Origin of the sequence: Allobosea sp. (assembly GCF_017308075.1) — a bacterium.
Lineage (GTDB): Bacteria > Pseudomonadota > Alphaproteobacteria > Rhizobiales > Beijerinckiaceae > Allobosea.
The window spans coordinates 48,345-67,765 of record NZ_JAFKFX010000045.1 but is presented as its reverse complement, the minus strand read 5'-3'; the positions used below and the strand labels follow the sequence as shown (position 1 = coordinate 67,765).

The window sequence follows — 19,421 nt, the reverse complement described above, 5'->3', positions numbered from 1 at the left end:
GTGATCCCGCCGCAGGACTTCGAGACCCTGCTCAAGGCCGGCGCCAGCGCGATCTTCCCGCCGGGAACCGTGATCGCCGACGCCGCCGAAAAGCTCCTCGAGGAACTCAACCAGAAACTCGGATACACCCAGAAATCAGCCGCGGAGTAGGCAGCCGGGGAGCCGAGAAACCCGCCAGCTCCCCTCAGCCACGACCGTCATCCTGGCGAGCGAAGCTCGTCCCCGGATCCATCGAAGACCGCTGGCGCCCTACGATGGATCCCGGAGCTGCGCCGCTCTCGCGGCTGGTCCAGGATGACGCGGCGGGGCCGCAAAAAGCCGGGGAACGCTAGCGCCAGTAGCGGTCCCCGTAGCGGCGGCCATAGCCGTAGACGTCGTCGCGCCGCTCTTCGTTCCAGCGCTGCCAGCGACGCTGGCCCCAATAGCCGTGGAAAGCCGGTGGCGACGGGCGCCAGCCATAGGCGCGGCGTTCATATTGACGCTCATAGCGGTCATAGGCCTGAGCTTCGCCGCTGCCTACAAGGCTCAGCATGGCAAGCCCTCCGGAACCGAGGGCGAGGGCAGCGAGGCCGGCGGTAGCGAGCTTGCGGAACATGGTTCCTGTCCTGTGCTGTGGCCGGGGTCACTCCCCGTCCATGCCCCGGACCTTCGCAGCCCTGCCCTGAACCGGCCTTGAGGCCGGCATTCACCTGCCGTTCAACCCTTCTCGCCGGCCAGCGCCTCGCGCTTGAGCAGCAGCGAGGCGGCGATCACCGTGACGGCCACAGCTCCGATCAGGATCGTGCAGGCGGCGTTGATCTCCGGCGAGACGCCGAGGCGGATCGCCGAATAGAGCCGCATCGGCAAGGTCGTCGCACCCGGCCCGCTGGTGAAGCTCGCGATCACGAGATCGTCGAGCGAGAGCGTGAAGGCGAGCATCCAGGCGGCGAGCACGGCCGGCCAGATCAAGGGCAGCGTTACCGTGAAGAAGGTCGTCAGCGGCGTCGCGCCGAGATCGCGCGCCGCCTCCTCCAGCGAGCGGTCGAAGCCGGCGAGCCGCGCCTGCACCACGATGCAGGCGAAGCCGAGGCTGAAGGTCGCGTGGGCGATGACCACGGTCCAGTAACCGCGCTCGATATCGCCGGCGACGAAGAGCAGCAGCAGCGACAGGCCGGTGATCACCTCCGGCATGACCAGCGGCGCCAGCACCATGCCGGAGAATAGGGTGCGACCGGCGAAGCTGCGATAGCGGACGAGCGCCAGCGCGGCGAGCGTGCCGAGGCCGGCCGCCAGCGTCGCCGAGACCAGCGCGACGCGGATCGTCAGCCAGGCGGCATCGAGCAGCGGCTGGTTGTTGAACAGCGCGACATACCAATGCGTCGAGAAGCCGCCCCAGACCGTGACCAGCCGCGAGGCGTTGAACGAATAGGCGATCAGCGCGACGATCGGCAGATAGAGGAAGGCGAAGCCGAGGACGAGCGCGGCGAGATGGAAGCTGCCAAACCGCCTCATCGCGCCGCCCTCCCCGCCCGCTGCAGCAGCACGAGCGGCAGCACCAGCACGATCAGCAGCACGATCGCCACCGCCGAGGCCAGCGGCCAGTCGCGATTGGAGAAGAACTCGCTCCAGAGCACCTTGCCGACCATCAGCGTATCGGGCCCGCCGAGCAGATCGGGAATGACGAACTCGCCGATCGCCGGGATGAAGACCAAGGCCGAACCGGCGAGGATGCCCGGCAAGGACAGCGGCAAGGTCACGGTGCGGAAGCTGGTGAGCGGCGTCGCGCCGAGATCGGCGGCGGCCTCGACCAGCGTGCCGTCGAGCTTCTGCAAGGTGGTGTAGAGCGGCAGCACCATGAAGGGCAGGTAGGAATAGACCATGCCGATCAGCACGGCGGTGTCGGTGTTGAGCAGGCGCAGCGGTTCGCTCGCCAGCCCGAGCCAGCCCAGCGCCATGTCGAGCAGCCCCTGCGGCCGCAGGATGCCGATCCAGGCGTAGACGCGGATCAGGAAGGAGGTCCAGAACGGCAGGACGACGAGCAGGAGCAGGATGCTCTGCCAGCGCTTCGGCGCCATCGCCATCGCATAGGCCAGGGGATAGCCGAGCGCGAGCGCGATCAGCGTGGTCAGGCCGGCGATGCGCAGCGAGGAGAGATAGCTCTGCCAATAGAGCGCATCCTCGCCGAGCAGACGAAAATTCTCGAAATCGAGCCCGGCGAAGAACTCACCGAGCGCGTCGAAGCCGAGAAAATGCGGCGCATAGGGCGGCTGGTCGGTCGCCGCGTCCGAGAGCGCGATCCGCAGCACGATGAGGAAGGGCGCCAGGAAGAAGGCGAGCAGCCAGAGATAGGGTATCGCGGCGACGAGCAGCCCGCACCCGCCGGCGGCTCGGGGAACCGCGCCGCTCACGATGCCAGCACCAAGCCGGCTTCGATATCCCAGGACAGCCAGACCCGGTCTTCCCAGGCGAAGGGGCGCTCGATGCGCCGCGTGCGGTTGGTCAGCGAGACCTTGAGCAATTTTCCCTCGTCGCCGCCGACCATCACCTGGATCATGGTCATGTCGCCGAGATAGCCGATATCCCAAATCTCGCCGGCGACCTTGTTCACCGCCTGCTGCGGCTCGTCATGGCTGAGCCCGATCTTCTCGGGTCGCAGGCCGATGGCGAGCGCATCGCCCGGCTGGCAGGAGGGTGCATCCTCGTCGAGCTCGATCACGCCGACATGCTGGTTTTCCAGCGTGACGAGATCGCCCTCGACCGCTGTCACCCTGCCCTCGATCAGGTTGATATCGCCGACGAACTCGGCGACGAAGCGATTGGCCGGCGCCTCGTAGATCAAATCGGGCGGCGCGATCTGGAGCAGCCGGCCCTGGTCCATCACGGCCATGCGGTCGGCCATGGTCATGGCCTCGTCCTGGTCGTGGGTGACCACCATGAAGGTCAGGCCGAGATCGGTCTGGAGGTCCATCAGTTCGTATTGGGTGGCCTCGCGCAGCTTCTTGTCGAGCGCGCCCAGCGGCTCGTCGAGCAGCAGCAGCTTGGGCTGCTTGACCAGCGCACGAGCAAGCGCGACGCGCTGGCGCTGGCCGCCGGAGAGCTGGTCCGGCCGCCTGCCCTCGAAACCGTTCAGCCTGACGCGCTTCAGCATCGCGTCGACCCGTTCGCGGACCTGCGCCTTGGGCAGCCCCTCGCGCTTCAATCCATAGGCGATGTTGTCGCCGACGGAGAGATGCGGGAACAGCGCATAGGACTGGAACATCATGTTCACCGGCCGCTGATGGGGCGGCACGGTGGTGATATCGACGCCGTCGAGCAGAATCTCGCCCTCGTCAGGCTGCTCGAAGCCGGCAAGCATGCGCATCAGCGTGGTCTTGCCGCAGCCGGACGGCCCGAGCAGCGCGAAGAACTCGCGCGCATGGATCGAAAGCGAGAGCGCATCGACCGCCGTCACCTTGCCGAAGCGCTTGGTGACATTACGGAACTCGACCAGCGGCTTCGCCGCCGGGTCGTTCCAGGGCTGGAAGTCGCGACGGACGCTGCCCGGGGAGGAGCGCCGCGTCGCTGCGTCGGAAGACGCGTTCACCGCCCGCTCTTGACGCGGGTCCAGAGGCGATTGACCACCCGTTGCGTCTTCTGGTCGTAAGGGGTGATCGTATAGAGGCGGGCCATCACGGCATCGCTGGGATAGATGCCGGGATTGTCACGCACCTCGGCCGAGAGCATCGGCTTCGAGGCGATGTTGCCATTGGCATACTGGATGAAATCCGAATTCTTCGCCGCCATTTCCGGACGGTTGACGAAGTCGATGAACTTCAGCGCCGCGTCCTGATTGGCGGCGTCCTTCGGGATCACGAAGGAGTCGAACCACATCAGCGCGCCTTCCTTCGGGATCGAATAGGCGATCTCGACCTTGTTCTTGGCTTCCTCGGCGCGCTTCTTCGCCTGCAGGATGTCGCCGGAATAGCCGACGGCCAGGCAGATATCGCCATTGGCGAGCGCGTTGATATATTCCGACGAGTGGAATTTCTGGATATGCGGGCGCATCTTGCGCAGCAATTCACCGGCCTTGTTGAGGTCGGCTTCCTTCTTGGAGTCGGGATCGAGCCCGAGATAGCGCAGCGCCGCCGGGAACATCTCCTCGACCGCGTCGAGCACGTGGACGCCGCAATTGGAGAGCTTCTTCAGCTTCTCGGCGTCGAACAGGATGCTCCAGGAATCGATCACCGCATCGGGGCCGAGCCGTTCCTTGATCTTGGCGACGTTGTAGCCGATCCCGGTCGTGCCCCACATGTAGTTCACGGCGTATTTGTTGCCGGGATCGTATTTTGCGAGCCGCTGCTGGATTTCCGGCCAGGCATTTTTGAGGTTCGGCACCTTGGCGGCGTCGACCGGCGTGTAGAGGCCGAGCGGGATATGCCGCGGCAGGAAGGATGCGGTGACGACGACGAGATCATAGCCGGTCTTGCCGGCGAGCAGCTTGGTCTCGACCGTCTCCATCTGGTCGAACGTGTCGTAGACGACCGTGATGCCGGTCTCTTTCTTGAAGGCGTCGAGCACCTCCGGATTGACGTAGTCGGACCAGTTGAAGATGCGCAGTTCCTTGTCCTGCGCCTGGGCCGGGGTTCCCGCGAGAAGGGCGAGGCCGAGGGCCGCTCCGGTCGCGATGCTTTTCAGAACCGACGTCAATTCACTCAATCTGCCCCTCCTCACGGACATGCTGCGCTAGCGGCGGCAAGCTATCAGCTTGTCGAAAACGCTCAACCTCGATTTCGTGATCTTGAAGCGGTGACCACAGCTTGCGAGGCGCAGGCTCGGCCCTATTTCCTACTGCCACATGACACGACGCTTGCTCCTCCTCTTTTGCGTGCTCTTCCTGCTGCCGCTCGCCACTCATGCGGCTTGGTGGTCCTGGCAGCCCCTGGCCGCCGACTGGCGCCGGGCCGACTGGTCGAGCGCTTCCCTGCTGCCCGCCGCCGCGACCGAATCCGAGGCGACCATCCACGTCTTCGCGGCACGGGTCGGCCGCTGGCGTGGCGTCTTCGCGCACCATTCCTGGGTGGTGGTGAAGGAGGCCGGCGCCAAGGCCTATACCCGCTTCGACGTGGTCGGCTGGGGCAATCCGGTGCGCGTCAACCATCGCGAGGCCGACGGACGCTGGTTCGGCAATGCGCCGGAACTCGTCGCCGAAATGAAGGGCGATGCGGCGGCGGTGCTGATCCCGCGCATCCGCGAGGCCGTGAAGAGCTATGGCTACAGCGAATACGGCACCTACGCCGCCTGGCCGGGGCCGAACTCGAACAGCTTCGTCCAGCACGTGCTGGCGGAGGTCCCGGAGCTCGGCCAAGCCCTGCCGCCGACCGCGATCGGCAAGGACTGGCGCGAAAGCGGTCTCTACGCCGGCTGGACGCCGAGCCGCACCGGGGTGCAGGCCTCGCTCTACGGGCTCGCAGGCTTTTCGCTCGGCTGGGTCGAGGGCATCGAGATCAACCTGCTCGGTCTCGTCGCCGGCCTCGACTTGCGCCAGCCGGCGCTGAAGCTGCCCGGCTGGGGGCGCGTGGGGATTTGACGTCGTGCTCAGGCTTGCCCCGAGCATCTCAGGCCGCGGAAAGCTCCGGTCAGCGCCACTCGTCGTGAGATTCTCGGATCGGCGCTTCGCTTCGTCCGAGAATGACCTGCCTTGTCAATTCCGCAGCACGAGGCAGGCCCCGCCGGCCTGCCGCAGGCGGTTGCAGGTCACGGTGGCCTCGCGCAGGCTCTGCGCCGGCAGCCTGACCCGGTAATAGCGCGCCCTGCCCCGACCCGGCACCGCCGAGCCGAGAACCATGGTGGGCTTGCCGGCGAGCAATGCGGCGAAGCGGGCAGCGACGCGCTGATAGGAGGCGATGGCGCGGGCCTTCGAAGGATTTCCGGCAAGCTGGACACCGAACGGGCCATAGGCGCCCTCGATCAGCACGGCCGGGGCGGTCGTCCGGATCGAGGCGACGGCGGTCAGGCAGTCGGTTTCCTGCGTCGTCGCCGGCGGGGGTGATTCGCCGGGACCGAGGCGCCATTCCTCGACCGAGCGTCCGGTGATGAAGCGGACATAGGCTTGCGTCTCATAGGGCAGCGAACCGCCGCGCGCGACCCAGCGGGCGAGCCGATTGGGGCCGCCATTATAGGCGGCGGCGGCGAGGCCGAGATTGCCGAACTGCCCCTTGAGCGCCGCCAGGAAGGCGGCCGAATGCGGGATCGCCGCCTCAGGATCGAAAGGATCGGCGAGGCCGCGTTCGTTCGCAGTGCCCGGCATGAACTGGGCGATGCCCTGCGCCCCGGCCGGGCTGGTGACATGAGGGCGGAAGCTGCTCTCGCGCCAGATCAGCCGGGTGAAGAAGGCGACCGGCAGCTCATGCTGCTTCGCCGCCCCCTCGATCAGGCGACAGATGGTCTGCGCCACGCTCTCCTGCTGTGGCTCGGCCAACGCCGGGCCACCGGACAAGGTCGCGGCCAGCGCCGCGACGACAGCGCGGCGCCCACCTTGCCTCACGCAGCTTCCAGCGCCTGCGCCAGATCGGAGATCAGGTCCTCGATGTTCTCGATGCCGACCGAGATCCGGATCAGCGCATCGGTCAGGCCGATCTCCTCGCGCAGTTCGCGAGCGACGCCGGAATGGGTCATCGCGGCGGGGTGCGAGACCAGCGTCTCCGTACCGCCTAGGCTGACCGCGAGCTTCATGATCTGGAGATTGTCGAGGACCGCGAAGGCCTCCTTCTCGCCGCCCTTCACATCGAAGGCGAAGGTCGAGCCGGGCTGGCTGCACTGCCGGTCGAAAACCGCCTTGCGCGGATCGCCATCCCTGAGATTGCCGAGATAATGCACCTTGGCGATCTTCGGGTGGTTCAGCAGGTAATCCGCGACCTTGCGGCCGTTCTCATTGGCCCGCTGCATGCGGATGTCGAGCGTCTCCAGCGAGCGCATCAGCATCCAGCACGAGTTCGGATCGAGCTGGGTGCCGAGCGAACCGCGCCAGGCCTTGACCTGCCGCACCAGGGCTTCCGAGCCGCTGATCGAACCGCCAACGAGATCACTGTGGCCGCCGACATATTTCGTCAGCGAGAGCAGGGAGAGATCGGCGCCGTGCTTCAGCGGCTTCTGGAAGATCGGCCCGAGCATGGTATTGTCGACCACGACCGGCGGGCGATGGCCCTGGCTCTTCTCCAGCTCGTCGGCGATCGCCTTGCAGGCCGAGAGATCGACGAGGCCGTTGGTCGGATTGGCCGGCGTCTCGACCAGGATCATCGCGACCCGGCCCTTGGCGGCGGCGTTCTGCGCGACCTTGCGCATCTGGGCGACGTCGATGCCGTCGGTGAAGCCGAAAGGCGTGACGCCGAAAGCGCCCATCTGGTTCTTCAGCAGGGTCTCGGTGCCGCCATAGAGCGGGCGGCTGTGGAGGATGGTGTCGCCCGGCCGCAGGAAGGCGAAGCAGGTGGTGGCGATCGCCGCCATGCCGCTGGCGAAGACCGCGCATTTCTCGGCCTCGTCCCAGATCGCCAGACGGTCCTCCAGGATCTCCATGTTCGGATGGTTGAAGCGCGAATAGACCAGGCCCGACTTCTCGCCCGGCTTGAGCTGGCGGCGGCCGGCGGTCAGGTCGAAGAAATCCTTGCCCTGCTGAGCGTTCTCGAAAACGAAGGTCGAGGTCAGGAAGACTGGCGGCTTGAGCGAGCCCTCGGACATCGCCGGCGAATAGCCGAAGCCCATCATCAGGGTTTCGGGGTGAAGCTTGCGATTGGCGATCCGGTCCTTGTGATAGTCGTCCTGGCTCATGATCCGCCTCCGTTGCCGGTGCACCGCACCGCTTTCGTGGCCCCAGCCTATGACGATCCGGGCGCCATTGCATGAATGATCATCGACATTCTAAGGATCGCTTGAGCAAGATTCCGCTCAATCTTTCTGGAGATGGAGCAGATCATGCTCGACAGCACCGACCGCCGCATGCTCGCCCTGCTGCAGGAGGATGGCCGCATCACCAATCACGATCTCTCGCAGAAGGTCGGGCTGTCGCCGACGCCCTGCCTGCGCCGGCTGAAACGGCTGGAAGAGAGCGGCGTGATCAAGGGCTATTCGGCGATCGTCGACCCCAAGGCCTATGGCCTGCCCTTCAGCGTCTTCGTCTCGGTGCGCCTCAGCCAGCAGACCCAGGAGCACATCGCCGAATTCGAAAAAGCCGTCGAAACCTGGCCGGAAGTCGCCGAATGCTATCTGATGACGGGATCGCAGGATTATCTGCTGCGCGTGCTGACCGACGGCATCGAGGGCTATGAGCGCTTCCTGAAGCTCAAGGTCACGCGACTGAAATGCATCCAGTCGGTCGAGTCGAACTTCGCGCTGGCGACGATCAAGAAGCGGGTCGGGCTGCCGCCGCTGTGAGCCTCAGCCGCCGGCGCGGTCGATCGCGCGCCTGACCACCTGCGTGACCTCGCTGTCCGAGAGGAAGAGGTCATGGCGCAGCATGCTCCAGCCGCGCCCAGCCGTATCGGCGACGCGCACCCCGAGCCCTTCGAGACGCTCGCGATCGGCAGCGCCGGCCCGGGCGACGCCGCCGGCGATGCGCGAGGAGACGGCCAGCGCCCGGTCGCCGGGGTCGATGATCACGGTCATGCGCCTGGCGATCGGGCCGAGCTTCGACACCGTCTGCTCGAAGGCATCGATGTCGACATCGGGTGAAGCGAAGACGACGGAGCCGATCCTGTCGGTGAAGCCCGGCAGGTCGCGCAGTTCGCGCAGGCCTTCCAGAGCCAGGAAGGTCCCCATCGAATGGGCGACGATGTGGACACGACCGGCGATCGGGTTGGCGACCAGCGCCTTCAGCGTCTGGACGAAGCCGTCGCGCGACCAGAGCGCGCTCTCGCGGTCATAGGCATAGGCGAGCAGCCCGCCGCCGGAGGGCCAGGTGAAGAGCGCGGTCCGGCCATCGAAGGCGAGCGCATGCGAGAGCTGGCCGGCGCTGCGAGCCGCCGATTCAAAGGTCTCGTTGTAGCCATGGACATAAAGCAGCACGTCGCGGCCATTGGCGGCCTCGGCGAAGACCCGCGCCGCGTCGCCCGAATTGCGACGCTGGACGCCGAGCACCGCCCAGTCGCCGCTGACGACGGAACTCACCTGCGCCGCGACGCCACGGCCCGGCGCCGCCAGGCGCGCCTCGGCGAAGGTCAGCCCGCTGCCGCGATCCGAACCGAAATAGGGCGGCCGGTCGCCCGTCGGCTTGCGGGTCGTGGCGACGAGCAGTTGCGGCTCCTTGCCGAAGGCCGAAGCATCGGCCGGTCCGGTGAACGGCGAGACCATCGCCTCGCTCGGGACGCAGGCGGCGAGCGCCGGCCCGAGCAGCGGAACGAGAAGGAAGGAACGACGGGACACGGCAGGCCGCGAGGCTGACATGGCAGGAATCCGGGAACTGGGGAGCGCGCGCCAACCGGCCGCCGAGGCCTTAAGCCAAATCAACGCGGCCAGAATGCGGCGCAGCGACGACCGCTCAGCGGCCGGCGATCGCTGCCGGCGCCGTCACCACCAATTCGACGGTCGAGCCGAAGGTGCCGACCACGCCACCGGCGATGTCGCCGAGCCTGTCGCCGAAGCCGGGACCGGCGATCGCTATGCCCCGGTCGGCCTGGAGACGGCGGCCGATCAATTGCACCACCTTGGGCGAGGAGGCGAATTTGCCGTGGTTGAGCTGGTCGCTCGTCGAGATGTCCGAGAGATCGATGATATGGGCGCCGTTGCGGGCGAGATCGGCAACGATCTCGGTATCCTTGGCGGAGATGGCGCCGAGCCGCGTCTTGTCGCCGGCGAAGCGTCGCGAGAAGGCGAGCGCGCGGTCGTCGGCGGAAACGAACACGGTGATCTCGCGCTTGATCTCTCTGAGCTGCGTCTTGAACACGTCGAGATCGATATCTGGCGCCGCGAGCATGACGTTGCGCAGCTTGCCGCCGAAATTGCCGTCACCGCGGATAGCCGCCTGCCGCAACGCCTCCAGCGTCACCAGCGTGCCCATGGAATGAGCGAGGATGTCGATCCGGCTCGCCCCGAGCTCGCGCGAGATGCCCCGCAGGGCCGCCTCGAGGAAATCCCGCGAATAGAAGGCGCTCTCGCGATCATAGGGATATTGCAGCAATTGCCCGCGCGAAGGCCAGGTGAACAGCACGGCCACGCCCTTGAATCCGGCATCATGGACGATCTGGGCGAAGCGATAGGAGGCGTCGGCGAAATTGGTGTTGTAGCCATGGACGAAGACGAGCACGTCACGGTCGACCGGCTTGCGTCTGGCGAGTTCAGCGCGGACCTGCGCGGTGATCGGGGCACGTTCCAGCGACGTGACCTTGCTGACGGCGAAATGCAGCGAGGGATCGGCCTTCGCACCGACGGCCGGCAACTCGAGCTCGCCGGTCTTGTGGGCCCGCGGCACCGTCATGTCGAGTCGGGCGAAGGACAGGGTCGCGGCCCGCTCGCCGGTAAAATAGCTCGGCTCCTCGGCCGGCGCGCGCGTCGTCGCGACGAAGATCGGGAAGCTGGCGACGGTGTCGCCCTGCGCCGTGTCGGCCAGGACCAGGGTACGCGGCGTGCCCCCGCAGGCGCCGAGCGCAAGAGGGGCCAGCAAGGCCAGCACGATCAATCGAAACCGGGACAACAGGCGGCGCTCCAACAACCGGCGATTCGTCCCACCGCGGTGCCCGCGGATCAAGTGCCGCCAGGACACAGGCCCCTTACAATCGCGCTCTTCCTCCGCGGCCATGCACTTGCTACCAGCAGGGCATGATCGACCTGAACGCGCTCGGCAATGCGATTCTGGCGGGTGATCGGGCAGCGCTGGCGCGAGCCATCACGCTGGCCGAAAGCCGCCGGGCCGACCATCGCGAATTGGCGCAAGCCCTGCTGCAAAGGCTCTTGCCGCATGCCGGCAAGGCGATCCGCGTCGGCATCACCGGCGTACCGGGCGTCGGCAAGTCGACGACGATCGACGCGCTCGGCTCCTATCTGACCGGGCTCGGCCACAAGGTCGCCGTGCTGGCGGTCGACCCGTCATCGACCCGCACCGGCGGCTCGATTCTCGGCGACAAGACGCGGATGGCCCGGCTCGCGGTCGACCCCGACGCCTATATCCGGCCCTCGCCCTCGTCCGGAACGCTCGGCGGCGTCGCCGCGAAGACGCGCGAGACCATGCTGCTCTGCGAGGCCGCCGGCTTCGATGTGATCCTGGTCGAGACCGTCGGCGTCGGCCAGTCGGAAACCGCGGTCGCCGACCTCACCGACTTCTTCCTGGTGCTGATGCTGCCCAATGCCGGCGACGAATTGCAGGGTATCAAGAAGGGCATCATCGAGCTCGCCGACATGATCGCGGTCAACAAGGCCGACGGCGACGGTGCCACCGCGGCGCGGGCCGCAGCGGCCCAGTACAAGGCGGCGCTGCACATCCTCGCACCGGCCTCGGCGCTCTGGTCGACACCTGTCGTGACCATCTCCGGGCTGACCGGAGACGGGCTCGAGAAGCTCTGGGCGAAGATCGAGGAGCACCGCGACCGCCTGGCAGCCAAGGGCCTGATCGCCGAGAAGCGGCGCCAGCAGGATGTGAAATGGATGTGGGCGATGGTCCAGGACCGGCTCCAGGCCAGACTGCGGCACGATCCGGCGCTGAAGGCGCGCACGCCGAAGCTCGAGGCCGCAGTGGCGAGCGGCGAGATGCCGCCGACGCTGGCCGCCGCCGAAATCGCCCGGGCGCTCGGCCTGTGACCGCGGCGACGGGCGTCGATCTGCTCGTCACCGGCTTCGGCCCTTTTCCCCATGTCCGGGTCAACCCGACCGCAGCACTCGCCCGGGCTGTCGCGGGCCGGCTGGCCCGGGCCGGCATGGACGCAAGAGCGCTGGTTCTGGAAACCAGCTATTCGGGCGGCCTTCCGGCACTGCGCCGGCATCTCGACGAGACCCGTCCGCGCGCGGTGCTGATGCTCGGCCTCGCCGCCCGCGCCCGCTTCGTTCGGGTCGAGCTGTTCGCGCGCGGCCGCTCGAGCCGGCTGCACGCCGATGCCCGCGGCGCGACGCCAATGGCAGCGCCCGCCCCTGCGCGCGGCATGCCGCTGCGCAGCTCAGCCAGCACAGGCGCGGCACTCGAAACACTGCGCCGGGCCGGTATCAGGACCAGGCTCTCGCCTACCGCAGGGCGCTATCTCTGCGACGCCTGTTACGCCGCCGCCCTCAGCGGCCGCGACGCCGGCGTGCCGGTGATCTTCATCCATGTCCCCTGGCTGCGGCCCAGTGCCGGGACGAGACCGGCGAACCGGATCGCCCGGTTCCGACCGGGGCCTGCGCAGCTCGCCGCGGCGCTGGCGGAGCTCGGCCGCACGCTCGCCGGCTCCGGCAAGCGGAACGCCCGGCAGCGCAGCCGCTGACGCGGCACGCAGCTTGAACCCCTCCGCGCCGATGGAGGGTCTCATGACGGTTTCGCGCCGAAATCTGCTGCAGGCGGCCCTGTTTGGCACAGTCGCTGGCGCGGCCGCTCCCGCTTTGGCGCAATCGGCGCCACGCGCCGCCTCCGCCACGCCGCTCGGCGCGCTCGGCATCGAGGCCTCGCAATACGGGCTGCGCCCGGGCTCGACCGACGATCAGTCTCGCATCCTGCAGAATGCCCTCGTCGAAGCGGTCAAGCGCGATGCGCCGCTGCTCGTCGCGCCCGGCCGCTACCGCATCGCCAATGTCGTGCTGCCGGAAGGGGCGCGGCTTGTCGGCGTGCCCGGCGCCACCCAGTTCATCGCGGCGCAGGCCGCCCCGCTGCTCGTCGCGCGCCGGATCAAACGGGCGGCTGTTTCCGGCATCCTCCTCGACGGGCTCGACATCCGCATCGGCCAGCTCAACGGGCTGATGGCGGTGGACGAAGTGCCCGATCTCGGCCTCGCCGATTGCGAGTTCGCCAATGCCGGCTCGGTCGGCCTGACGCTGAACCGGACGGGCGGCCGCATCGCGCGCAGCCGCTTCCGCAGCATGCGCGATTCCGCCCTGTTCTCGCTGGATTCGCGCGGGCTCTCGATCGAGGCGAACACGGTCGAGGATTGCGGCAATAACGGCATCCAGCTCTGGCGCAGCCAGGCCGGCGACGAGCAGAGCCTCATCCGCGGCAACCGGGTCAACCGCATCCGCAACGATGCCGGCGGCGACGGCCCGAACGGCAACGGCATCAGCCTGTTCCGGGCCGGCGGCGTGATCATCGAAGGCAATACGCTGCGCGATTGCGCGCTGACCTTCATCCGCAACAATTCCGGTTCCGGCGTGCAGATGCTCGGCAATCAGGGCAGGCGCTGCGGCGAGGTCGGGCTCTACTCGGAATTCGCCTTCGAGGGCGCGATCATCGCGGGCAACCTCGTCGAGGACTGCGCCCAGGGCGCCAACATCACCAATCTCGACCATGGCGGGCGCCTGTCCGTCTTCGCCAACAACATCGTCCGCAATGCCCAGAAGGGCCTGGCGCCGAAGGGCAAGGAGCTGATCGGCGGCATGGGCGTGCATGTCGAGGCCGAGGCCAGCGTCACCGGCAACGTCATCGAGAACGCCAGCGAGGTCGGCATCTCGCTCGGCTGGTCCTGGGGGATGCGCAATCTCGTCGCCACCGGCAACATGGTGCGCAAGACCGGGATCGGCATCTCGGTCTCGCTGGTGCCGAAGGAGCGAAACGCCCTGATCGCCAACAATGTGATCAGCGAGGCGAAGCTCGGCGCCGTCGTCGGCACCGAGTACGGCAAGGCCGTCACCGGCGACCTGACCAAGGCCGAAGACCGGCGCGCCGCCGGCGTCAGGGTGGAGAGCAACGCGGTGGGCTGAGGCGTTTGGCTAGGCCTCTGCTCTGCACCGGCCGGGCAGGTGCTCGGCATCGCTCTTCCTGGCTTCGACCAGCGCCCGCTTCAGCGCCTTCCCGAATGCGCCCTCCACGGTCGCACGCTTGATCCGCCGGCGCAGGTGATCGGCCCAGAGAAATTCAGCGAACGGCATCTCGGTCTTGGCATAGCCGCCGGCGAGCCGCAGCGCCCCGGCTAGCGAGCGATAGGGATCGTCGACCAGATCGGAAATGCTGCGCGGAATATGGCCGTAGCCGCGTCGCCGCCCGTCGGCATCGAAGGGGTGCATCCAGCCGCGATTGTCGAGGAAGGTCCAGAAGGCCTGCCTGTCGAGCCGGCTCAGATCAGCGAGCTGCGTCGTCAGGACACGGTGCTCACCTTCGAGATGCAGGGCGAGCACCAGGTGATGGTGGTCGACCAGATAGGGCCGCCTCTTCGGACCCAGGACGACGGGAACCGCGTGCCCGCCCAGATACAGCGCGTCCCTGTCCACGCTCTCCTCGCGCCAGCGCAGGCGCTTGGCCTCGACCTCACGCATGCCGACGGTGATCTGGGTCGGGCGCAGATCCGTGATCGCCGTCGCGATCAGTTGCGGCTCGATCTCGAACTTCATCAGCTCCTCCCGCCGCTGTGCTGGTCGAGGGTCCGAAGCGCCTCCTCGACGCTATGGAACAGGTGGTCCTCCCCGATTTCGGCGATGACGCCGAAGCGGCGCAACGCCTCGAGCGCGCGCACCGACTCGACCCGCGCAATGGCGACGGCGGTTCCGCCTTCCCGGCACTCCCGTATCAGGGAGAGCAGCGCCTGTGCCGCGGTATAGTCGACCGCCGCGATCCCGCCGGCCTCGAGCACCAAGAGCGCCGGCCGTCGCTGCGCGATCAACGCCATCATGCCGTGCCTGAAGCTCTCGGCATTGGCGAAGAGCAACGGCGCCTGGAAGGCCGCGACCAGTACGCCTTCCTCATTCTGCGTCACACAGCCGTCACCGGGCGGCCACCAGATTGTCGTCCCGGGCAGCCGCCCGAGCTCCAGCGGCCGGCTCCGGGTGGTCATCCAGACGCCGTGCAGCAGCGAGAGCGCGATGCCGATGGCGACGCCGGTCTCGATCGGCAGCCAGATGATCGCAATGGCCGTGAGCAGGATGAGCGCGAATTCCGCCGGCGATTGGCGGGCGATGGCGCGGATCTGCCGGAGACGGAAGATGCGCTGGGCGATGAAGAGCAGGACCCCGGTGAGGGCCGCGACCGGCACCTGCGCCAGCAGCGCGCCGCCGGCAACCGCCAGCGCCAGCACGATGGCGGCGGCCAGCAGCGCGGCGCGCTGCGAAACGCCGCCGCTTTCGACGACCACAGCCGTGCGCGGCGGGCTGGCATTGACCGGAAAGGCGCCGGCAAGGCCGGAGAGGAGATTGCCCGCGCCGAGGCCGACGAAATCGCGGTCGATCCGCGGCTCGGCGCCTTCGCCGTCGGGGAAGGAGCGGCTCACCGTCGCCGTCTGCATCATCACGACCAGCGCGAGCAAAAGAGCGAGCGGCACCAGACCACGCAAATCGGCCCAGTCGAAGTGCGGCCAGGCCAGCGCCGGCCAGCCCGAAGGCAGGACACCGAGGACCGCGACGCCGCGCGCCGCCAGTCCGAACAACACTACGGCGGCGGTCGCGGCGGCCAGCGCGATCAGCGCGCCGGGCAGGCGCGGCGCCAGGCGCTCGCACAGATTCATCGTCGCCAGGGTGAACAGGCCGATGGCAAGGGCGAACGGGCTGGCATCGCCGATCCGGCTCCAGATCGCCTGGAGCTGCCCGGCGATGTGATGTCCGCCGCCGGGAATGCCTAGCAGCCCCGGCAACTGCGAGACCGCGATGTGGACCGCGATGCCGGCGAGGAAGCCGGTCAGAACCGGCACCGAAAGCAGGTCGGCGATCCAGCCGAGCCGGAGTCCGCCAGCGGTTAGCAGGGCGACACCGACGAGCAATGCCAGGAGCGCGGCGGCGCCCGGTGGAATGGCGCCGCTCGCGGCGAGCGCCGCGAGGCCGCTGACGAAGATCGGCGTGATGGTCGAATCGGCGCCGGCCGTCAGGACGCGACTGGCGCCGAAGGCGGCGAACCCCAGCGTCGCCGCGACGAAGGCGAAGAAGCCGAGTTGCGGCGCGAAGCCTCCGAGCTGTGCCGTCGCCATCTGCTCGGGAATGGTGATCGCCGCCAGCGTCAGACCGGCGAGCAAATCACGGCCGAGCAGGCCCGCGCCATTGGCGGCGGTGGAACGGTCGGCTTTGTCGAGATCTTGCGGCATGGAGCGGACCCGGCAGGGCCAGCCGAGCCTGCGCGCAGCTATCAGCGGCCGTCAAGCGCCTCAGGCGAGGCTTGCCGCCGCCCGGATCCTGCCGACCTCGATGCCGTTCCAGTTCTTCAGCACGCTTTCGCGGAAACCGCCGAAGGCGGCCTTGCCGTCCTCGTCCAGCGGCAGCAGGCGCTCGATCAGCGCCGCCATGGCGACCTCCGCGGCCCGGCCGGCGCCATCATCGCATTTCAGCGCGATGCCGTAGCCCAGTTCCGGCAGCGAGCCGCAATAGACGCCCTCGGCGCCGGTCTTGATGAAGGCGCGCGCCCCGAACTTCTCCATGAAGCGGGTGTCGAAGCGGCCGGTGCCGGCGACCATGAAGGGATTGGCGGCAACCGCCTCGCGGATGCGCCGCGCCGCCTCGGCGCGCTTCGGACCGAAGCCGTGACCGGTGCCGAAGCGGGCGAAGCCGAGCGCCAGCGCCTTCAGCGGCACGGCATAGGTCGGGATCGAGCAGCCATCGGTGCCGGAGAGTTCGCTGGTGTGGGCAGCGCCGGTCGTCTCCTCCAGAGCGCGGCGCACCGCCTGCTGCACCGCATGGCCGGGCTTCACATAGCCGGCCGGGTCCTCGTCGAGACCGCAGGAGAGGCAGACGAAGCCGGCATGCTTGCCCGAGCAGTTGTTGTTGAGCGCGGTCGGCTCCCTGCCCGCTTTGGCGAGGGCGCGCGCAGCGGCCTCGCCCATCGGCCAATGCGCGCCGCATTCGAGGCAGCCGGCCTCCCGGCCGGCCTTGCGCAGCATGCCGAGCGCCGTCTGCGCATGCGCCTCCTCGCCGGAATGCGAGGCAACGGCGAGGGCGATCTCGGCCGGCTTCAGGCCGTAGCGCTCGGCCGCACCGCTCTCCAGCAGCGGCAGCGCCTGCAAGGCCTTGACCGCCGAGCGCGGAAAGACCGGCCGCTCGACATCGCCGAGCGCCAGCACCACGGCCCCGTCAGCATCCATGACGATCGCCGCGCCGCGATGGCGCGATTCGACGACGCCGCCACGCGTGACCTCGGCGAGAACGGGATTGTCCATAAGAGCCTCCGGCGGAACTGCGGCGGATTTGTCGCGTTTGTCGCTCGACCTGTCAAAGACCATGACGCAGAGTGGCGGACGCCTGCCGAGGCAGGGATCTCCCATCAGCCGGAACGCCATGTCCCAGGACTACGAGACGCAATACAACAACCGCGCCCGCGTGCCCGAGCATCCCGCGCTGATCGCCGGCTGGGCGGCCGATGCCGCCGCCTATCGCAGCGAGGCCGTCTCGGAGCTCGGCGTCGGCTATGGCGAGAGCCCGCGGCAATATTACGACCTGTTCAAGCCGGAGACGGTCAACAGCCGGGCGATCGTGCTGTTCATCCATGGCGGCTACTGGCAGGCGCTCGATCCCAGCTATTTTTCGCATATGGCGCGCGGCCTGAACCGGCTCGGCGTGCCGGTCGCTGTGGCCGGCTACGACCTCTGCCCGCAGGTCGAGATCGGCCATATCGTCTGGGAGATGCAGCAGGCCGCAGCGGCGATCTGGCGGCGCTTCGGCCTGCCCGTGCTGGCGGCCGGACATTCGGCCGGCGGCCAGCTTTCGGCCTGCCTGCTCGCGACCGACTGGAAGAATGTCGACCCCGAGCTGCCTGACCATCTGGTCCACGCGGCCTATGGCATTTCCGGCCTCTACAATCTGAAGCCCCTGACCGAGACCAGCATCAACAAGGCGCTGGGCCTGACGATGGAAGCGGCCGAGCTGGAAAGCCCGCTGTTCTGGCCGGCCCCTTCAGGGCTGATCATGGACGCCGTGGTCGGCGGGGCGGAGAGCGAGGAATATCTGAAGCAGAGCCGGCGCATCACCGATGTCTGGGGCCTCGGCGGCGTCCGGACGCGCTATGAGGAGATCGAGGGCGCCAATCATTTCACCGTGCTGGCGGCCCTGCCCGATCCCGACAGCGCCATGTGCCGGCGCATCGCCGCCCTCGCCGGCGCTTGATCTTCCGGCGCAAGCCTCTATCCAGAAGCGCTTCAGGACACAGCGTTCCGGAGCGCGCAATGCAGACCTTCTTCGTCGAGATCAAATGCAGGCTCGGCAAGACCTACGAGGTCGCGAGCGAACTCGCCGACCGCGAGATCGCCTCGGAGATCTACTCGACCGCCGGCAATTACGACATCCTGGCCAAGTTCCATGTCGCCGCCGATGTCGATATCGGCCATTTCGTCGCCGAGAAGGTGCAGTCGATCCCCGAGATCGCCGACACCCACACGATCATCACCTTCAAGGCGTTCTGAACCTCCCGGGCCTCAGCGGATCGGCGTCGTTAGCCCGTCCTCGGGCTGCCAGGCGCGCAGAAGATCGGCGAAGCGCCGCGCCGCCGGGGCGACCGAGCCGGTCGCGGGGAAAAGCAGCGAGGTGCGATAGGCGATCCGCGGCGCAAAGCGCCGGGCCGCCAGTCCCTGCATGCCACCGAGCGTCAGCGGAAACGGGTTGAGCAGCGCGAGGCCGACGCGCTGTCGCACCAGTTCCGCCATGAAGGTCGCGGTCGCCCCTTCGGCGACCAGCCGGGGCGCGATGCCGGCAGCGGCGAAGGCTCTGTCGGCCTCGAAGCGGACCGGGAAGCGCCGCGCCGCCGCGATCAGCGGTTCCTCGGCGAGGTCGCGCGGTGTGAGCAACGCGCGCGCCGCGAGCGGATGATCCTCCGGCATCACCACATGCGCCACCGCCTCGCGGAAAACCTCGCTGCGAACGCCGATATGCGGCACGGGAACGTCGACCAGACCGATATCGGCAGCGCGATCGGCGACCTGAGCGATGACGGAGGAGCTAGTGCCGATCTCGACATTGGCCACGACATCCGGCTCCTGAATCCGGAAGCGCGCCAGCGCCGGCGGCAGCACGAACTGCGCCAGCGTCGCCGCGGCGGCGATGCGCAGCACGCTCGCCGGCGCTGTCTGCGAAGGCCAGCCGGCCAGGCGCTCGAGCGCGTCGAAGATCGGCTGCGCCTCCGCCTCGAGCGCGAAGGCGTCGCCGGTCGGCACCAGGCGCCCACCCTCACGCATGAAGAGCGGCCGTCCGACATGCGCTTCCAACGCCGCCAGCGCCCGCGACACCGCCGGCTGCGAAATGCCGAGCATCTGCGCCGCAGCCACGGTCTTCCGGGTCGCGATCATCGCCTGCAGGATCTCGAGCTCGCGCAGACTGGGCGCTTGCCGTGCTCCTCCTTTGCCGGCCACCGGCTTCTCCATCGCAACCGCCCTCGCCCCTGCATGAATCCGCATGCCGCATTC

At 68.1% G+C, this 19,421-nt stretch carries 20 protein-coding genes; 7 read left to right on the top strand and 13 right to left on the bottom strand.

What is annotated here, in order from left to right:
* Positions 1-328: 328 nt before the first annotated feature.
* The 5 genes from J0J10_RS23165 to J0J10_RS23145 all read right to left on the bottom strand — a co-directional run bounded on the left by J0J10_RS23165 (position 329) and on the right by J0J10_RS23145 (position 4,695).
* Complete coding sequence (locus tag J0J10_RS23165; protein WP_291649540.1) at positions 329-595, bottom strand: hypothetical protein; 267 nt, start codon at positions 593-595, stop codon at positions 329-331.
* 101 nt (positions 596-696) lie between these two features.
* On the bottom strand, positions 697-1,491 hold the full coding sequence (locus J0J10_RS23160) for an ABC transporter permease (protein ID WP_291649539.1): 795 nt from the start codon (positions 1,489-1,491) through the stop codon (positions 697-699).
* Entirely contained in the window at positions 1,488-2,387 is a 900-nt protein-coding gene (locus J0J10_RS23155) for an ABC transporter permease (protein WP_291649538.1), read from the bottom strand. Before J0J10_RS23155 ends, J0J10_RS23160 begins: the two co-directional genes overlap by 4 nt.
* A complete protein-coding gene (locus J0J10_RS23150; RefSeq protein WP_291649537.1) occupies positions 2,384-3,562 on the bottom strand; it encodes an ABC transporter ATP-binding protein in 1,179 nt (392 codons plus the stop codon). Before J0J10_RS23150 ends, J0J10_RS23155 begins: the two co-directional genes overlap by 4 nt.
* Positions 3,559-4,695 carry a polyamine ABC transporter substrate-binding protein gene (locus J0J10_RS23145; RefSeq protein ID WP_452119087.1) on the bottom strand — a complete coding sequence of 379 codons (1,137 nt, stop codon included), beginning with the start codon at positions 4,693-4,695 and terminating at the stop codon, positions 3,559-3,561. The genes J0J10_RS23150 and J0J10_RS23145 overlap by 4 nt, the downstream gene beginning before the upstream one ends.
* Before the next feature lie 130 nt (positions 4,696-4,825).
* Here J0J10_RS23145 and J0J10_RS23140 point away from each other — a divergent pair, with 130 nt between their 5' ends.
* Positions 4,826-5,545, top strand: a complete 720-nt coding sequence (locus J0J10_RS23140; protein WP_465247246.1) for a DUF3750 domain-containing protein — start codon at positions 4,826-4,828, stop codon at positions 5,543-5,545.
* A gap of 114 nt (positions 5,546-5,659) precedes the next feature.
* Here the strand turns inward: J0J10_RS23140 and J0J10_RS23135 are convergent, their stop codons facing one another.
* A complete protein-coding gene (locus tag J0J10_RS23135) occupies positions 5,660-6,502 on the bottom strand; it encodes a lytic transglycosylase domain-containing protein (RefSeq protein ID WP_291649535.1) in 843 nt (280 codons plus the stop codon).
* Positions 6,499-7,782: a cystathionine gamma-synthase family protein gene (locus tag J0J10_RS23130; RefSeq protein ID WP_291649534.1), complete on the bottom strand. Its 1,284-nt coding sequence runs from the start codon at positions 7,780-7,782 to the stop codon at positions 6,499-6,501. Before J0J10_RS23130 ends, J0J10_RS23135 begins: the two co-directional genes overlap by 4 nt.
* A 132-nt stretch (positions 7,783-7,914) precedes the next feature.
* Here J0J10_RS23130 and J0J10_RS23125 point away from each other — a divergent pair, with 132 nt between their 5' ends.
* A complete protein-coding gene (locus tag J0J10_RS23125) occupies positions 7,915-8,385 on the top strand; it encodes an Lrp/AsnC family transcriptional regulator (protein WP_291641924.1) in 471 nt (156 codons plus the stop codon).
* Between the two features lie 3 nt (positions 8,386-8,388).
* On the opposite strand, the gene J0J10_RS23120 is transcribed toward J0J10_RS23125, so the two are convergent.
* Positions 8,389-9,393: an alpha/beta hydrolase gene (locus J0J10_RS23120; RefSeq protein WP_465247245.1), complete on the bottom strand. Its 1,005-nt coding sequence runs from the start codon at positions 9,391-9,393 to the stop codon at positions 8,389-8,391.
* A 94-nt stretch (positions 9,394-9,487) separates the two neighbouring features.
* A complete protein-coding gene (locus J0J10_RS23115) occupies positions 9,488-10,639 on the bottom strand; it encodes an alpha/beta hydrolase (protein ID WP_291649532.1) in 1,152 nt (383 codons plus the stop codon).
* Between the two features lie 125 nt (positions 10,640-10,764).
* Between J0J10_RS23115 and meaB the strand changes: the two genes are divergently transcribed.
* The 3 genes from meaB to J0J10_RS23100 are packed head-to-tail and all read left to right on the top strand — an operon-like array spanning position 10,765 to position 13,818.
* On the top strand, positions 10,765-11,739 hold the full coding sequence (gene meaB, locus J0J10_RS23110; protein WP_291649531.1) for a methylmalonyl Co-A mutase-associated GTPase MeaB: 975 nt from the start codon (positions 10,765-10,767) through the stop codon (positions 11,737-11,739).
* Positions 11,736-12,395 carry a pyroglutamyl-peptidase I family protein gene (locus J0J10_RS23105; RefSeq protein WP_291649530.1) on the top strand — a complete coding sequence of 220 codons (660 nt, stop codon included), beginning with the start codon at positions 11,736-11,738 and terminating at the stop codon, positions 12,393-12,395. Before meaB ends, J0J10_RS23105 begins: the two co-directional genes overlap by 4 nt.
* Positions 12,396-12,438: 43 nt before the next feature.
* Positions 12,439-13,818 (top strand): TIGR03808 family TAT-translocated repetitive protein, encoded by a 1,380-nt coding sequence (locus J0J10_RS23100; RefSeq protein ID WP_291649529.1) that lies wholly within the window; start codon positions 12,439-12,441, stop codon positions 13,816-13,818.
* Between the two features lie 9 nt (positions 13,819-13,827).
* Here J0J10_RS23100 and J0J10_RS23095 read toward each other — a convergent pair whose 3' ends face one another.
* The 3 genes from J0J10_RS23095 to J0J10_RS23085 are packed head-to-tail and all read right to left on the bottom strand — an operon-like array spanning position 13,828 to position 17,186.
* The gene (locus J0J10_RS23095; RefSeq protein WP_291649528.1) at positions 13,828-14,445 is read right to left on the bottom strand and encodes a ParB-like protein; all 618 of its coding nucleotides are present in this window, start codon (positions 14,443-14,445) and stop codon (positions 13,828-13,830) included.
* On the bottom strand, positions 14,445-16,121 hold the full coding sequence (locus J0J10_RS23090) for a SulP family inorganic anion transporter (protein WP_291649527.1): 1,677 nt from the start codon (positions 16,119-16,121) through the stop codon (positions 14,445-14,447). Before J0J10_RS23090 ends, J0J10_RS23095 begins: the two co-directional genes overlap by 1 nt.
* Positions 16,122-16,181: 60 nt before the next feature.
* A complete protein-coding gene (locus tag J0J10_RS23085; RefSeq protein ID WP_291649526.1) occupies positions 16,182-17,186 on the bottom strand; it encodes an asparaginase in 1,005 nt (334 codons plus the stop codon).
* A 118-nt stretch (positions 17,187-17,304) separates the two neighbouring features.
* Between J0J10_RS23085 and J0J10_RS23080 the strand changes: the two genes are divergently transcribed.
* Both J0J10_RS23080 and J0J10_RS23075 read left to right on the top strand, forming a co-directional pair.
* Positions 17,305-18,129 carry an alpha/beta hydrolase gene (locus J0J10_RS23080; protein WP_291649525.1) on the top strand — a complete coding sequence of 275 codons (825 nt, stop codon included), beginning with the start codon at positions 17,305-17,307 and terminating at the stop codon, positions 18,127-18,129.
* A gap of 59 nt (positions 18,130-18,188) precedes the next feature.
* On the top strand, positions 18,189-18,425 hold the full coding sequence (locus tag J0J10_RS23075; RefSeq protein WP_291641903.1) for an Lrp/AsnC ligand binding domain-containing protein: 237 nt from the start codon (positions 18,189-18,191) through the stop codon (positions 18,423-18,425).
* A gap of 12 nt (positions 18,426-18,437) precedes the next feature.
* Here J0J10_RS23075 and J0J10_RS23070 read toward each other — a convergent pair whose 3' ends face one another.
* Complete coding sequence (locus tag J0J10_RS23070) at positions 18,438-19,367, bottom strand: LysR family transcriptional regulator (RefSeq protein WP_291649524.1); 930 nt, start codon at positions 19,365-19,367, stop codon at positions 18,438-18,440.
* Positions 19,368-19,421 lie beyond the last annotated feature (54 nt).

What these genes read in the sequence shown, in the direction of transcription:
- J0J10_RS23165 (WP_291649540.1), bottom strand. Translation starts at nt 595, where the DNA reads ATGTTCCGCAAGCTCGCTACCGCCGGCCTCGCTGCCCTCGCCCTCGGT.
- J0J10_RS23160 (WP_291649539.1), bottom strand. Translation starts at nt 1,491, where the DNA reads ATGAGGCGGTTTGGCAGCTTCCATCTCGCCGCGCTCGTCCTCGGCTTC.
- J0J10_RS23145 (WP_452119087.1), bottom strand. Translation starts at nt 4,695, where the DNA reads ATGTCCGTGAGGAGGGGCAGATTGAGTGAATTGACGTCGGTTCTGAAA.
- J0J10_RS23130 (WP_291649534.1), bottom strand. Translation starts at nt 7,782, where the DNA reads ATGAGCCAGGACGACTATCACAAGGACCGGATCGCCAATCGCAAGCTT.
- J0J10_RS23125 (WP_291641924.1), top strand. Translation starts at nt 7,915, where the DNA reads ATGGAGCAGATCATGCTCGACAGCACCGACCGCCGCATGCTCGCCCTG.
- J0J10_RS23120 (WP_465247245.1), bottom strand. Translation starts at nt 9,393, where the DNA reads ATGTCAGCCTCGCGGCCTGCCGTGTCCCGTCGTTCCTTCCTTCTCGTT.
- meaB (WP_291649531.1), top strand. Translation starts at nt 10,765, where the DNA reads ATGATCGACCTGAACGCGCTCGGCAATGCGATTCTGGCGGGTGATCGG.
- J0J10_RS23100 (WP_291649529.1), top strand. Translation starts at nt 12,439, where the DNA reads ATGACGGTTTCGCGCCGAAATCTGCTGCAGGCGGCCCTGTTTGGCACA.
- J0J10_RS23095 (WP_291649528.1), bottom strand. Translation starts at nt 14,445, where the DNA reads ATGAAGTTCGAGATCGAGCCGCAACTGATCGCGACGGCGATCACGGAT.
- J0J10_RS23090 (WP_291649527.1), bottom strand. Translation starts at nt 16,121, where the DNA reads ATGCCGCAAGATCTCGACAAAGCCGACCGTTCCACCGCCGCCAATGGC.
- J0J10_RS23085 (WP_291649526.1), bottom strand. Translation starts at nt 17,186, where the DNA reads ATGGACAATCCCGTTCTCGCCGAGGTCACGCGTGGCGGCGTCGTCGAA.
- J0J10_RS23080 (WP_291649525.1), top strand. Translation starts at nt 17,305, where the DNA reads ATGTCCCAGGACTACGAGACGCAATACAACAACCGCGCCCGCGTGCCC.
- J0J10_RS23075 (WP_291641903.1), top strand. Translation starts at nt 18,189, where the DNA reads ATGCAGACCTTCTTCGTCGAGATCAAATGCAGGCTCGGCAAGACCTAC.